Source organism: Serratia sp. HNCC26DJ206, from assembly GCF_057180605.1.
In genome coordinates this window covers 22,452-37,556 of record NZ_JBXUGP010000014.1, presented here as the reverse complement: position 1 = coordinate 37,556, position 15,105 = coordinate 22,452, and the positions used below count along the sequence as shown (strand labels likewise).

Here is a 15,105-nt window from a genome sequence, read left to right as displayed (position 1 = left end):
ACCAAGCGCTTTTTATTTCCAAGGACCTCGGTAATGAAACGAGTACATAAAGTCGTCTGGACGGAAGGTATGTTTCTGCGTCCGCACCATTTTCAGCAATCTGAAAACTACCTTGAACACTATATCCGTTCATGGGGAATGGCACAGCAAGAGCATTACTGGGGGTTTATCTCGCTGGATATTGATGAGAGCGCCCTGCGCCTGGGGAATATCGCGCTTAACTCCGCCAGCGGGATTATGCCCGATGGCAGCTTCTTCTCTTTTTACGGTGCCGAGGAAGCGCCGCTGCCGATCAAAATAGCGGACGGCAAAGGCATTATTAACGTGATGCTGGCCCTGCCGGTGCATCGCGCCAGCAGCCGTGAGGTGGCGTTTAGCGACTCGCCCGATTCACTGGCCCGTTATGTGGCTTATGAAAGCGAAGTGGAAGACATGAACACCATTTCGGTGGGCAGCGCAGAGTTACAGTTCGGCCAGTTGCGCCTGCATCTGATCCCAGAGAGTGAACTGACGGCCGATTGGTGCGCCATTGGCGTGCTGCGGGTGTTGGAAAAAAGCGCGGATAACAGCCTGAAAATCGACGCGAGCTACATTCCACCGATGCTGGCCTGCCAGGAAAATCCGTTGCTAAGCACCTTTATCAGCGATGTGCTCGGCCTGTTGCAGCAGCGCAGCCAACAGTTGGGGCAGCGTCTTGGGCAAAGCGGGCGGGGCGGCGTGTCGGAAACCTCGGATTTTATGATGTTGCAGTTGATCAACCGCTACGTGGGCATCACGCATCATGCGCGCCACTGCAATCAGTACCACCCGGAGCGGTTATTCACCGAATGGCTGGCGCTGGCCTGTGAATTGATGACCTTCTCCCCGGCGCGTATCGCGGGCGAGGCATTGCCGGTGTATGACCACGACGCGCTGGCGTTCAGCTTCAACGCGCTGATGAACTGGCTGCGGCAAGGTTTGTCCATCGTCTTCGAAGAGAACGCCATTCAGCTACCGCTGATCGAGCGTTCACACGGCCTGAATATTGCCACTATCCCGTATGCCAACATGACCAACGAGTTTGGCTTCGTGATTGCCGTTAATGCCGACGTACCGATGGATGCCATTCGTACCCGCTTCCCGGCCCAACTGAAAGTCGCGCCGGTCAACAACATCCGCGATCTGGTGCAGTTGCAGCTGCCGGGGATTGGCTTGCGCAGTATGCCTGCTGCCCCGCGCCAACTGCCTTATCACGCGGGATATACCTATTTCGAGCTGGAAAACAGCGGCGAACTCTGGAAACAGATGAGTAAATCCAGCGCTTTTGCGCTGCACCTCGCCGGGGATTTCCCTGGCCTGAATATGGAATTTTGGGCGATTCGTAATCCGTAATCCGTCGGTATAAGGTTCAGGAAACAGGAATGTTCCATGCAAAATACTCACGCTAAAGCGGCTGGCGATGATCTTGCAGCGCCTCTGGCGAATATGCAGGCTTCAAATAATCTGTTGGTGACGCTGGCAAACCCGCTGCTTAATCGGATCCCATTCATCCGCAATCTGGCCAGCCGTCCCGATCCCGTGAAGCTACGCCAGACGCTGATTGATGATATCCGCCGTTTCGAAGTCCAGGGGCAGCAGGCCGGGTTGCCGTACGATGTGCTGATCGGTGCCCGTTATTGTCTGTGCACCGCGCTGGACGAAGCCGCGATGTTTACCCCTTGGGGGAAAAGCACCGTGTGGTCCACCAGCGGGCTGTTGGTCACCTTCCATAACGAAACCTGGGGCGGGGAGAAATTCTTCCAACTGCTGGCCCGGCTGTCTAAACAGCCGCAGAAAAACATCCTGCTACTGGAGTTGATCAACTACTGCCTGCTGCTGGGCTTTGAGGGCCGTTATCACATTATCGAGAACGGCTACTCGCAGTTGGAAACGCTGAGACAGCGTCTGGCTCAAATTATCCACTCGGTACGCGGTGAGTATCCTGTGCCGTTATCCCTGCATCCTACCGATCTGCCCGTGGGCAAAAAAAATTGGCGGCCAATGCTGCCGGTGTGGGCCTGCGCGGCATTTCTGGGGCTGATGTCCTGCCTGTGGTTTATCTCGCTGGACTGGCGGCTCGGCGAAGCCACCACGCCGGTGGTGGCCTCTATTTATCAGCTCGAACTGCCGCCGGTGCTTTCGGCGGAGATACCGGCCCCGCCGACGCCAGCGATTGCCAGTCTGAAAGGCTTCCTGCAACAGGAGATCGATGAAGGTTTGCTGAGCGTACATGATGAAGACCAGAAAAGTATTGTGGTGTTGCGCGGCGATGGTTTGTTCGACTCGGCCTCCACCTCGGTACGCGCGGCCTACCGGCCGATCCTCAACCGGGTGGCAGAAGCCCTTAACAAGCTCGACGGGAAAGTCATGGTTACGGGATATACCGACAGCGATGTTATTCGTAAAGCACGCTTTGCCTCCAATTACGATCTTTCGCTGGCGCGTGCGGATTCCGTCAGCGCGCTGTTGAAGAAGTCCCTGGTACAGCCAGACCGGCTGATGATCGAAGGGAAAGGCGAGCAGGATCCGGTGGTGCCAAACGACAGTAAAGCCAATAAGGCACTCAACCGCCGGGTTGAGATCACGCTGCAACTGGCGCCGGGCGCAGTCCAAAACTCGACGATGTCGCTCTAGATGGGGGTCAGATGCTGAATTCAATCATTGCCATTATTACCAGCCGTTTCCTATGGGGCATGGTGGGCGTAGGTTCCATTTCGATGATCATCTGGTTCATCGGCCCTTACGTTTCCGTAGGTGACTATCGTCCACTGGAGTCGGCGGTCAACCGGCAGATCGCGATCGCCGTTATTTGCGGGGTCTGGCTGCTGTTCCGGCTGATCGCCGCCGCCTGGCGCGCAAGGCGTAACCGCAAAATGCTGACGCAGATGTCTGAGACGCCAGCGGAAAACGCGGGCAAAGACGCGGAACGCGACGATCCTAAATTGGTGGAGCGCTTTGAAGAGGCCACCCGCCTGCTGAAAAAGGCGCGTTTCAACGGCCAGCAGTCGCGCTTTATGCCCGGTTGGCTGAGCCGTTTCGGGCGGCAATATCTCTATCAACTGCCGTGGTATGTGTTGATCGGTGCACCCGGTGCCGGGAAAACCACCGCGTTGGTCAATTCCGGCATTAACTTCCCGCTGGCGGATCGCTTCGGCAAAACCGCGCTGCGCGGCATCGGCGGCACTCGCCATTGTGACTGGTGGTTTACCGAAAATGCGGTGATGCTGGACACCGCCGGGCGTTATACCACGCAGGAAAGCGACCCGACGCACGACGCGCAGGAGTGGGGCAGCTTCCTCGGTTTGCTGAAGAAATATCGCCCACGACAGCCGATCAACGGCGTGATCGTCACCGTCAGCCTGAGCGATCTGATGAATGGCACCCCAGAAGAGCGCCAGGAACAGGCTCAGGCGCAGCATAAGCGTTTGGTGGAGCTGCGCGAGTCGTTAAAAATCGACTTCCCGATCTACATCATGGTCAGTAAAGTTGACCTGCTGCGGGGCTTCCTCGCCTATTTCGGCCAGTACGACAAAGAGCAGCGCAGCCAGATCTGGGGCTTTACCTTTGCCCGCAGCGACACGCAGAAAATCGGTTTTGAGCTAATGAAGGCGTTTGAGCAGCACTTTACCCAGCTGCTGCAACGCCTGAATCTCGGGCTGGCCGACACCATGCTGATGGAGCAGGATCAGAAAACGCGCGCAGAAAGCTACCTGTTCCCACAGGCCTTTGCCCGGCTGCGCCAGGTGCTGGGGGATTACCTCAACACCCTGTTTGCCACCTCCAGCTTTGAGGCCTCCTTCACGCCACGCGGGGTATATTTCACCAGCGGCACGCAAGACCGGATGCCTTTCGACAAGATGATGTCGGAAATGAACGGTTCGCTGCATCTGAATCTGACCCCGCGCTCTGCCGAGGAAACCGGCCACAGCGGCGAGGCGGAAGAAGAGAAACAGACCCAGGGCAAAAGCTACTTCCTGAAAAAGTTCCTGGAAGAAGTGGTATTCCGCGAGTCGGAGCTGGCCAGTAACAACCGCTGGTGGATCTACCGCAACACCACGCTGCACTGGGTTGGCTACCTGTCGCTCGGGGCGATCTTCGCCACGGCGGGGCTGTTCTGGTACTCCAGCTATATCAATAACCACGACTACCTGAAAGAAGTGACCACTCACATCCCGGTGCTGGAAAAGCAGGGCGGTGAAATGGAGCTGTATAACTATCAGGATGTTTTCACTCTGCTGCCTTATCTCAACGGCCTGAAGCTGCTGGGCAGCAGTGAACGCTTTTCGCTGGACGAGCCGCCGCTCAGCTACCGCTTGGGGCTGTATCGCGGGGCTCAGGTCGAAACCGCCAGCCAGGCGCTGTATCAAAAAGCGCTGAAAAACATGCTGTTGCCTTTTGTTGCCTGGCAGGTGACCGCCATCTTGCGTAACGATATGGGGGCCGACGCCGATTTCAGCTTCGAAGCGCTGAAAGCCTACCGGATGCTGTACGAACCGGAGCATTACGATGGCAAATTCCTGCGCGCCTGGGTGATGTTCAACCTGCATCGGGTCTCTGGGCCGGGTACCAGCAAAGCGTCGTGGGAAGTGCTCGATGGGCATCTGAAACAGCTGCTGGATGAGCGTATTCAGTCCTCCCCGTATGTGCGCGATAGCCTGTTGGAGCAGTCCGCGCAGCAGCGCCTGAGCCAGGCACCGTTATCGGTGCGTATCTATGGGCGGTTGAAACGCATCCTGCTGAAGGAACCTTCGCTGAAAACCGTTTCGCTGACCGATCTGGCTGGCGCACAGGCGGAATTGGCTTTCCGGCGTAAAAGCGGCAAGCCTGCGGCCGACGGCATTCCGGGGCTGTATACCCCCAAAGGCTACTGGCTGGCGTTTAATAAACGCATCGATAACGTAGCACAAACGCTGCTGACCGAAGACGGCTGGGTGATGAACGTCAACGAAAGCGCGTTGGCCAAAGAGAGCCGTGCCGATCTGCTGAAAACCGTCCGCCTGCTGTACATGCAGGATTTCATCAGCGCCTGGGATGCGCTGCTGGGTGATATTGAGCTGAAGAACATTGCCAATCTAAGCCAGCGCATCAATACCGCGCGTTTGCTCTCTGCCGGGGATTCGCCGTTACGTAACTTTCTGATCAACGCAGTGAAAAACATCAAGCTTACCGACGAGCAGGAGCAGAAAGAGAACGGCTTGAAGCTGAGCGGCGGGGAGAAAAACAGCGCGGGTCCCGGCCATTTCCTCGACACGTTGTTTTACAGCACATCGTCTGAAGACGTTGGCGATATCTCTTCCCTGCCGGAGCAGGTGGTGATCAAGCATTTTGCGCCGATTATCGAACTGGCGCAGAGCAGCGATGAAGCGGCTAAAAGCATCCCGTTTGATACGGTGCTTAAACAGGCCGATGGCCTCTACAACTACCTGATCGCGGTGCAAAGCGCGGCCAACAGCGGCATGGCCCCGCCACCGGGGGACGTTATTCTGGCGTTGCAGGCCGAATCGGGCCGTTTGCCGCAGCCGTTTAAAGACATGATGCTTTCACTGGCAGTCGGTGCCAGCAGCGATTCGCAGATGAAAGAGCTGGAAGGGCTGCAAAAGCGCGTCGGCTTTGAGGTCGGCAGCTTTTGCAAGCAGGCCATCAGCGGGCGCTACCCGTTAGTGCGCAGCGCGCAGCAGGAGATCGCCAGCAGTGACTTCTCGCGCATGTTCGCCCCGAACAGCGGCATTATGGACAGCTTCTTCCGCCAGAATCTTGAAGGCAAAGTAGATACCTCGCGCGGCGGATGGCGCTTCAACCCTGGGGTCGACGGTAAAACGCTATCCGGCGGCGGTAACATGCTGCGCTCCTTCCAGCAGGCTCGCGATATCCGCGATACCTGGTTCAGCGGGCAGAATCAGAAACCCTCTTATCACCTGACGATCAAACCCGTCAGCATGGATTCCGACATTCTCAGCATGACGCTGGACATCGACGGGCAAATTTTCCATTACAGCCATGGCCCGCTGGTTCCGCTGGTGGTGAGTTGGCCCGGCACCGGCAACACCAATCAGGTCAGCCTGCAACTGGCGCTGGTCAACGGGCAAATGGCCACCCTGGCGACCACCGGGGATTGGGCGCTGAACCGGCTGATCGACAAGGCAGCGCTGAAATCCAGCGCGGCGTCGTTGACCCAGACGGCAACCTTTAACCTGGAAGGGCATCGGGTGGTGTTGGAGCTGACGCCCGACAGCATACGTAATCCCTTCCAGCCCACCGCCTTCAATTGTCCTTAGGAGGCGGATCATGACGCAACAGGCAACCTATGCACCACTACAGGACAACGGTATCGGCTGGTACGGCAAGATCCCCAGCTGTGGCGACTTTGTGCAACGTCGCCTGCCTGCCACGCTGATTAATCAGTGGGCGCACTGGTTCCAGTCAGGTCTGGCGGCCCGGCAGCTTTCCGCCCCGCGCGATGGCCGTTATTCGCTGCTCGGCGCGCCGATGTGGAATTTTGTGCTGCCCGCCACGCTGGGCACGCCGTTCGCGCAGTTGGGGTATCTGCTGCCATCGCAGGATCGCGTCGGGCGTCACTACCCGCTGTTCGCCATGTGGCTGGTTTCCCCTGCGCACTGGCGTAACGAGCATCTGCTGTTGGCGGCAGAGCGCTATTACAGCATCGGGCAGATCCTGCAACGCGGGGTTCATCAGTGCCACTCCGTTGAGCGTATCGACCGCGCTTTGCAGGCGCTGCCGTCGCTACCGACGGCTCTGGCACCGCAAAGTGACGCCGACGTGACGCCAGGTTGGCCGCTGGCGATTTCGCACTTTGATCCGCGCCAATACGGCAGTTTCTGGTGGAGCGCACCGGGCGGCGGCAAGCCCTTTGATACCTATATCCACAGCGGCAATCTTACGGTGCAGCTTTTTCACCATCTGTTTGAACCCAGCGGCGACGTAAAGCATGCGCGCCAGGGGCTTTACGGACCCATGTTTGACTAGGGAGAGAAGTCATGACGATTGAACACTTGCTGACCCCGGTAACGCCGGAAGTCAGTTGCGGTGAAAACCTGGAGTATGACGCCGATTTTATGCGCATGACCCAGACCGCCGCAGGCAAGCCGGAACAGCAGTTTGGCGACACCATTATCCCGGCAGAAGCGCCTGATTGGGGCGCGGTAGAGCGCTTGGCCACCGGCCTGCTGCGCCGCACCAAAGATCTGCGGGTGATGTTTTTCCTCACGCTGGCCTGGACGCAACTGCGCGGGTTGCAGGGCTATGCGGACGGCTTGCAGCTGATCTATCTGGCGATCGAACGTTATTGGCATCAGCTCCATCCGCTGCTGGAGAGCGACGGCGTGCGCGATCCAATGTTTCGCATCAATGCGCTGGCCGAACTGGGGGATAACACCCAACTGACCCATGCGGTACGGGCAACAACCCTGATTAAAAACGGCGGCAGCGAGCTTGCGGTGCGCGACGCCGTGGCGCTGCTGGACGGCAGCAAGCAGGAACTCCCTAACTTCCCCAATGGGCTGAGCTTTCTGCGCAGTGAACTGAGCAATCCACAGCAGGCCAACATCCAGACCGTGCAGGCCATCACCCGCACGTTGCCCAAATTGCGCCATGCCATTCAGCTCCATCTTGGCGAGAGCGCGTTACCGGAGATGACGCTGCTGCAAAAAACCTTTGATAGCGTCGCCCAGGCGATTCAGCAGCCTGAAAGCCACGGCAGCCGCGAGGCGGAGCCGGACCTGATCCTGACGCCGGAGGCGCTAAGCCTGCCCGGCGATCCGTTGCCGCTGCCGTTGGGTGAGTTTGGTTACGGGCAGGTGCAATCCCGTGCCGATGCCCTGCATCTGCTGGAGAAAGTGAAGGGCTACTTCGAACTCTATGAACCCAGCCATCCGGCACCGCTGATGATCGAGCGGCTACAGAAGCTGATCAATCTGAATTTTCTGCAAATCGTCAGCGATCTGGCCCCGGACGGTTTGCGCCAGTTGGAGGTCATTCTCGGCACCAGGGAAAGACAGGACGGAGAGAACTAGTCAGGCAAAGTGGTTACCGCACAATGCGGAGTGGATGTTATCAAAAACCTCTAATAACAGTGATTTATGGAGAAAATAATGGCAAATGTCAAAACTCGCAGCGGGCAGAAATTTATCGCCCGCAACCGGGCACCCCGCGTACAGATCGAGTACGACGTCGAGATCTACGGTGCAGAACGCAAGATCCAGTTGCCTTTCGTGATGGGGGTGATGGCCGATCTGGTGGGAACGCCCCTTGAGCCGCAACCCAATCTGGAAGAGCGCAAGTTTCTCGAGATCGACATCGATAACTTCGACGACCGCATGAAATCACTCAAGCCCAGAGTCGCTTTCCAGGTAGAGAACACCCTGAATGGTGACGGCCACCTGAACGTCGAACTGGTCTTTGAAAACATGAACGATTTCTCTCCGGCAGAGATCGCACGCAAGGTCGAACCGCTGAGCCACCTGCTGGAAGCCCGTACCCAACTGTCGAACCTGCTCTCCTACATGGACGGCAAAAACGGTGCCGAGGAGCTGATTACCAGCGTACTGAGCAATCCGGCGTTATTGCAGTCACTAACCCGGGCCCCCAAACCGGAAACCGATAGCCCTGCCAGCGTAGCCCCGGTGGCGGAGGAGTAAACCATGAGCCAACTTGAGCAATACACCGCGCCCGCGGCCAAAGCCTATACCAGCGATGAGTTCAACTCACTGCTGCAAAAAGAGTTTCGCCCCAGAACCGATCAGGCGAAAGAAGCGGTGGAAAATGCGGTAAAAACGCTGGCACAGCAGGCGTTGGAAAATACCGTCACCGTGTCAGCCGATGCCTATCGCACTATTCAGGCGCTGATCGCGGAGATCGACAATAAGCTGTCGCGGCAGATCAACAAAATCATCCACCACGAGAAATTCCAGAAACTGGAAGGTGCCTGGCAGGGTTTGCACTACTTGGTCAATAACACCGAAACCGACGAGATGCTGAAAATCCGCTTTATGAGCATCTCCAAACGCGAGCTGGGCCGGGCGCTGAAGCGCTATAAAGGCGTGGGTTGGGATCAGAGCCCGCTGTTCAAAAGCATCTACGAACAGGAATATGGTCAGTTCGGCGGCGAGCCGTTTGGTTGCCTGGTGGGGGATTACTATTTCGATCACAGCCCGCCAGACGTGGAGCTGCTCGGTGAAATGGCCAAAATCAGTGCGGCTTCGCACTGCCCGTTTATCTCCGGGGCATCGCCCAGCGTGATGCAGATGGAGTCCTGGCAGGAACTGGGGAATCCGCGCGATCTGACCAAGATCTTCCAGAATACCGAATACGCCCCGTGGCGCAGCCTGCGCGAATCAGAGGATTCACGCTATATCGGCCTGACCATGCCGCGTTTTCTCTCGCGCTTGCCTTACGGTATCAAAACCAACCCGGTGGATGAGTTTGATTTTGAAGAAGATACCGACAGCGCCAACCACGAAAACTATACCTGGACCAATGCGGCTTACGCGATGGCCACCAACATCAACCACTCGTTTAAGGAGTACGGCTGGTGTACCGCCATTCGCGGCGTCGAATCCGGTGGCGCGGTAGCCGATCTGCCGTGCCACACCTTCCCTAGCGATGATGGCGGCGTGGACATGAAGTGCCCGACCGAAATTGCCATCAGCGATCGGCGCGAAGCCGAACTGGCGAAAAACGGTTTTATGCCGCTGATCCACCGTAAAAACTCCGACTTCGCGGCGTTTATCGGTGCTCAATCGCTGCAAAAACCGGCGGAATATTACGATCCCGATGCCACGGCCAACGCCCAACTGGCGGCCCGTCTGCCTTATCTGTTCGCCTGCTGCCGCTTTGCGCATTACCTGAAGTGCATTGTGCGCGACAAGATAGGTTCGTTCCGTGAGCGCAGCGATATGGAGGTGTGGCTGAACAACTGGATCATGAATTACGTCGACGGCGATCCGGCCAACTCGTCGCAAGAGACCAAAGCCAGAAAACCGCTGGCGGCGGCAGAAGTACAGGTGCAGGAAATTGAAGATGCACCGGGATATTACTCGGCGAAGTTTTTCCTGCGTCCCCATTATCAGCTGGAAGGATTGACCGTTTCGTTACGCTTGGTTTCGAAACTGCCGTCATTAAAACAAAGTTAATTAAACAAGAACGAGTCCTGATATTTCGATTGCGGGTCATTAATACCGAAATTTTAACCTCAGGGCATAAAGAACAGCATGGAGATCGCAATTTTCGTTTCCCGGAAGGTTGGGATTTCTAATGCCGTGAACCGCCGTTGTTTCATAAAACGGAATTTACTTAACTCTAGACCCAAGAGGCTTTAGCTATGGCAATTGATATGTTCATGAAAGTTGATGGCGCTAATGGTGAATCCAAAGACGCTAATCACAAAGGTTGGACCGACATTATTTCCTTTACCTGGGGAGCCTCCCAGCCGGGAAATATGGGCGTTGGCGGTGGCGGTGGTACCGGGAAAGTCTGTTTTAACGATCTGCATATTAAGGCATTGATCGATAAATCCACCCCGGCCCTGCTGAAGCATTGCGCTAGCGGTAAACACCTGGGCAAAGTCGAATTATCCGTCTGCAAAGCCGGTGGCGGGCAGATGGAATACGCCAGAATCACGCTGGATGATGTTTTGGTCACCAATATTCAATACACCGGTGCCGATGATGAAGACACCGTGGGTATCCTTTATTCCTTCCAGGCTGCCAAAGTTCAGCAGCAATACTGGGAGCAAACCGAGCAAGGAGGCAAAGGCGCAGAAAGCAGCGCTGGCTGGGATATTAAACAGAACTGCGAAGCGTAACTGATACGGACGATTTCCTTGGTTTTTTGGGAAATCGTCCCTTCTATACCCAAAATAATTCGAGTTGGTTGTAGGCGGCAAGCACTGGAGAGCCCAGGAGCATAGATAACTATGTGACTGGGGCGACAGAGCGCAGCCAACACCCAAGTAACTTGAAGTATGAAGGGTATATCCGCTGTATTTCAAGATGCAGGGGGGCGCTGCCTGCATCTTGAAATCCATTGGGTATAAAAAATAAAGCGGCGACTCTGGCAAGAAAATATAAAAGGGAAAGTGTCTATGCGGCTAACGATGATCAGGAACCGGGACAATGAGCGGTTACCCCAGAATTACTGTGACTTCACGGCACCGGGTGGAACCATTGGGCGCGATACCAACAATACGCTGATCCTGCCTGACCAAAACCGGGCGATTTCCCGTTTGCAGGCCGTTGTGCATATTTCTCCCAACGGGGAAGCCCACATTACGCAACGGGGTAGCACCACAGCGCTGCTGCTGAACGGCGGCGAACTGCCTCATAACGTTCAGCAACTGCTGGCTGAAGGCGACATTCTCGACATCGCGGGTTACCAGTTCAGTGTGAGCCTGATGGACCACCCGGTTTCCCTAGCTCCGCTCTTACAGTCTCAAGGTGCGGCGTCATCGGTTAATGATATCGACGAAGCGGTGTGGGACAACCTGGAAGCCGAGTTTCTGTTGCATCAGCCGCAGCATAAAAGGCCGTTACCCCACGATCCGAACCACCCCCTGTTTGCCAACGAGCCGGACAACCGTTCTGGAAAAGATCCGTTGGCGATGGCGCAAGAAACCGATCTGGCCTCTTTACATGAAAAAACGATCGATCCAGACCGCCTGTTTGCGCAGGATGACCCTTTCTCCCTGCCGCCGATTATGAAGGACACCACGCCGAGCGTGCTGTCGGTGAACCGCAAATGGTCCGCAGAAGATCACGCCGCGCCTGAAACCGCGCAACCACCGGCAACGGATCATGCACCACCGATCTTGCATCTGCCTGATGAACTGGCGGCAGACTGGGCGCTGAATGCCGACATTGGCAGCGAAGACGACGTGCTGCTCGGCCTGTTTGCCGATAACGCGGTGCCACTCGCCTCAACCATGGATGATGGTGCCGCTTTTGATCCGACGCTGGCGATCTGGCCTGCCGCACCTGGCCCAGTTTCGCCGGTGGATGCGCCCGCGCCGCCGCAGGTAGAAACCAAGCCGGAATCGCTCACCCAGCATGAAGATCTCGCCTGGGCGGAGCAGATCCGCGCTGCCGATCACTTTTCCTTGAATGACTTTGCCGACCAAGAGAATGCCATCTCCGGTAGCGAGCCTGCGGAGTATGCCGAAGAACAGATCGGTGGCTCATCGGCCCCGTTGACGCGATTGGGCGTTGATCCGGTCCGGCATCAGCCGTTCAAACCGACCAAGTCCACCTCGCAGGAACAGCTGCACGGTGAGCTGTTCAGCGCGTTCGTGGCCGGGCTGGGGCTGGATGATGCGGTGCTGCAACCGGACTTCTCGCCAGAACAGCTCTACCTTGCTGGCAAGCTGCTCAGCCTGTTTTCACAGGGCACCGTGGCGCTGCTGTCGTCGCGCAACATTCTCAAGCGCGGTTTGAAAGCCGAAATGACCATGATCCTGGAAGAGGAGAACAACCCGTTCAAGATGCTGCCTTCGGGTAAAACCGTGCTGTTGCAGATGTTCAGCACCCCGATGCCGGGCTTTATTCCGCCGGAAAACGCCGTGCGCGACGCGATGATCGATCTACAAGCCCATCAGTTGGGCATGATTGCCGGAGTGCGCGCGATCATTGCCGCCATGCTGCAAACCTTCCACCCCGATAACCTGGAGAAAATGGCGGCGGAGCAGGGCATGCTGCCAAGCAAAGGGGTGTTCTCAGGTAACCGTAAGGCGGCGCTGTGGGACGCGTTGAAAAACCATTATCAGCGGGTGGCCAATGAGGTGGAGGATGATTTCCACACTCTGTTCGGCGAGGCATTTCTCCACGCTTATGACCTTGAGATCCGCCAATACAAAGCGTCTCAAAATCAGAAGGCACCGTAATGAAAATTGAAGCCGTCTGGTGCTCGAACCAGGGTAACCGTGCGCAGAATCAGGATAAAACCGGCGAGTATCTGGGCGAACAGGCGGCCTGTTTTGTGCTGTGTGACGGCGTAGCCGGTGATGCGGGCGGGGGGCAAGCCGCCGCGCTGGCCTGCCAGTTTCTGCTGGATCACGCCGGGCAGGGCAAGCCTTGCCAACCCGATGAGGTGCCTGCGCTGATCGCCGAGCTCCAGCAGATGATCCATCAGGCACAGCAGCAGGATCAGTGCTACAGCCGTATGCGCACCACGCTGGTGGCGCTGTTTATCGATCGCGCCACCCAGCAGGCCCATTGGGTACATGCTGGCGACAGCCGGCTCTACCTGTTCCGCAACGGCTACCTGTGCCAGTCCACCACGGATCATAGCTTGGTGCAAAAAATGAAAGATGCCGGTTTTCAAACCGGTGGGCTGCCCGACAACCTGCTGTACGCCGCTCTCGGCACCGGTAACCATCAGGATGCCACTTACAGCCCGACGCTCTCTCTGGCCGATGGCGATGTGTTTTTGCTGTGCAGCGACGGCTTCTGGAAACGCTATAACCTGGCGCAACTGGAATATACGCTGCGCCTGGCCCATACACCCACCGAGTGGCTGACGCTGATCGAACACTTGGCTCCGCCGCTCTCACAGCAGGATAACTACAGCGCGATCGCCGTCTGGATCGGTTCCCCGCAGGAATCCACGCTGTTGCAGATACTTCCCCTGGAAGAAAAGGTCGTCTTCCAGACACCGAATTGCCAAAGAAGCAGGAGATAAACCGTGAAATCATTGCTCTCTGTTCTGAAAGGTCAACCGTTAGCCACCGCCCTGGAGCAAAGCGAAGCGGCGGTCAAAGCGGCTCCCGCAGACGCGGACAAACGCGCCGAATGGGTCCAGCTGTTGTTGCTGCACGGCGATTGGCACCGCGCCAACACCCAGTTGCAAGCCTGGCAGGCACTGACGCCACAGGCTGCCCCTACCACGCAGCAACTGGCTGACTGCGTAGCGGCAGAAATGCAGCGCGAACAGGTGTTCAGCGGAGAAATCGCCCCGGCGTTCTTTACGCCGCCGCAGGAATGGCAGTTGCTGTTGGCGGAAGCGCTGCGTGCCGCGCCACAGCAGGCCAGCCAGCTGCGCGATCGCGCTTTCGAGCTGGCAGCCGAGAATGCCGGTCAGCTTTCGCTCAACAGCGATGAGGAATCAGCCCCCGCCAGCCATTTCGCTTGGCTGGCAGACGCCGACAGCCGCCTGGGGCCGGTTTGTGAACTGTTTGTGGACCACCGTTACTACTGGGTGCCGTTTCATGAGCTTGAGTCGATCACCTTCCAGCCACCGCAAAATGTGGTTCATTTGATCTGGGCGCATGCCATGGTGAAGTGGCGCTCCGGCAAGCAGCAGGTGTGCCAGATCCCGGCACGTTATCCGCTCACCGAAGGCAGCGAAGATGCCCACCGCCTTGGGCGTAAAACCGACTGGCTGACCCTGAGCGATAACGGCCACTATGCGGGGCAGGGGCAAAAATCCTGGATCACCGATGACGACGAGTGCGCGCTGCTGACGCTGCGGCAGGTTCAGTTCACCACGGATGAGCCGTAATGACCGATACCACTAACGAGCGCACAGCCGCCCCGGTGGGTTCGCCCGCCGTTGCGGCACGGGTTGGCCGGAGAAACAGCGATGGCGTGTCTTCCCGCGATCGGATGCTGCCCGCGCTGTTTGATCGGCTGACGGATTTTGAACCGCAGAATAAGCGGGAAGCGGACAGAAACAAGACCATTTCGCACAGCACGCTGCGGAAAATGATCCTGCGTGACTTGCAGTGGCTGTTTAACTGCAACAACAACGAGCCGATGATCGATCTGCAAGCCTTTCCCGAAGTCCGGCGTTCTACCCTCAATTACGGCATTACGCCGCTGGCGGGGAAAAGGATGTCGGAAATCGAGTGGCCGGATATCCAGAAAAACCTCACTCAGGCCATCCTCAACTTTGAACCGCGCATTATTCCGGAGCAGTTGAAACTGCTGTGCATTTCCGGCAGTGATGATTTGGATACGCACAACGTTCTGTCGATCGAGATCCGTGGGCTGCTGTGGTGTAGCCCCCATCCGCTGGAGTTCTGCTTTCGTTCTGACGTCGATTTGGAAAACGGTTATTTCAATCTCAAAGACATAGGGTGAG

Annotated in this window: 12 protein-coding genes; all 12 read left to right on the top strand. The window is 57.1% G+C overall.

Annotated elements, in window-relative coordinates; genetic code table 11:
* Window positions 1–33 precede the first annotated feature (33 nt).
* Window positions 34–1,371, top strand: a complete 1,338-nt coding sequence (gene tssK / locus AC2A1E_RS11075) for a type VI secretion system baseplate subunit TssK (protein WP_484383791.1) — start codon at window positions 34–36, stop codon at window positions 1,369–1,371.
* Window positions 1,372–1,407: 36 nt separating this feature from the next.
* On the top strand, window positions 1,408–2,652 hold the full coding sequence (locus AC2A1E_RS11070) for a DotU family type VI secretion system protein (protein ID WP_484383790.1): 1,245 nt from the start codon (window positions 1,408–1,410) through the stop codon (window positions 2,650–2,652).
* Between the two features lie 11 nt (window positions 2,653–2,663).
* Window positions 2,664–6,293, top strand: a complete 3,630-nt coding sequence (tssM, locus tag AC2A1E_RS11065; protein ID WP_484383789.1) for a type VI secretion system membrane subunit TssM — start codon at window positions 2,664–2,666, stop codon at window positions 6,291–6,293.
* Between the two features lie 10 nt (window positions 6,294–6,303).
* Window positions 6,304–7,002 (top strand): type VI secretion system-associated protein TagF, encoded by a 699-nt coding sequence (gene tagF / locus AC2A1E_RS11060; RefSeq protein WP_484383788.1) that lies wholly within the window; start codon window positions 6,304–6,306, stop codon window positions 7,000–7,002.
* Window positions 7,003–7,013: 11 nt separating this feature from the next.
* Window positions 7,014–8,048: a type VI secretion system protein TssA gene (gene tssA, locus AC2A1E_RS11055; protein WP_484383787.1), complete on the top strand. Its 1,035-nt coding sequence runs from the start codon at window positions 7,014–7,016 to the stop codon at window positions 8,046–8,048.
* Window positions 8,049–8,126: 78 nt separating this feature from the next.
* Entirely contained in the window at window positions 8,127–8,672 is a 546-nt protein-coding gene (tssB, locus tag AC2A1E_RS11050) for a type VI secretion system contractile sheath small subunit (protein WP_484383786.1), read from the top strand.
* Between the two features lie 3 nt (window positions 8,673–8,675).
* The gene (gene tssC / locus AC2A1E_RS11045) at window positions 8,676–10,166 is read left to right on the top strand and encodes a type VI secretion system contractile sheath large subunit (protein WP_484383785.1); all 1,491 of its coding nucleotides are present in this window, start codon (window positions 8,676–8,678) and stop codon (window positions 10,164–10,166) included.
* Between the two features lie 188 nt (window positions 10,167–10,354).
* Window positions 10,355–10,837, top strand: coding sequence for an Hcp family type VI secretion system effector (locus AC2A1E_RS11040; RefSeq protein WP_459399574.1), 483 nt, complete (start codon window positions 10,355–10,357; stop codon window positions 10,835–10,837).
* A gap of 279 nt (window positions 10,838–11,116) precedes the next feature.
* Window positions 11,117–12,907 carry a type VI secretion system-associated FHA domain protein TagH gene (gene tagH / locus AC2A1E_RS11035; protein WP_484383784.1) on the top strand — a complete coding sequence of 597 codons (1,791 nt, stop codon included), beginning with the start codon at window positions 11,117–11,119 and terminating at the stop codon, window positions 12,905–12,907.
* Complete coding sequence (locus AC2A1E_RS11030) at window positions 12,907–13,704, top strand: PP2C family protein-serine/threonine phosphatase (RefSeq protein WP_484383783.1); 798 nt, start codon at window positions 12,907–12,909, stop codon at window positions 13,702–13,704. The genes tagH and AC2A1E_RS11030 overlap by 1 nt, the downstream gene beginning before the upstream one ends.
* A 3-nt stretch (window positions 13,705–13,707) precedes the next feature.
* Window positions 13,708–14,523 carry a type VI secretion system accessory protein TagJ gene (locus tag AC2A1E_RS11025; protein ID WP_484383782.1) on the top strand — a complete coding sequence of 272 codons (816 nt, stop codon included), beginning with the start codon at window positions 13,708–13,710 and terminating at the stop codon, window positions 14,521–14,523.
* Window positions 14,523–15,104, top strand: a complete 582-nt coding sequence (gene tssE, locus AC2A1E_RS11020) for a type VI secretion system baseplate subunit TssE (protein ID WP_484383781.1) — start codon at window positions 14,523–14,525, stop codon at window positions 15,102–15,104. The genes AC2A1E_RS11025 and tssE overlap by 1 nt, the downstream gene beginning before the upstream one ends.
* Window position 15,105: the final 1 nt, after the last annotated feature.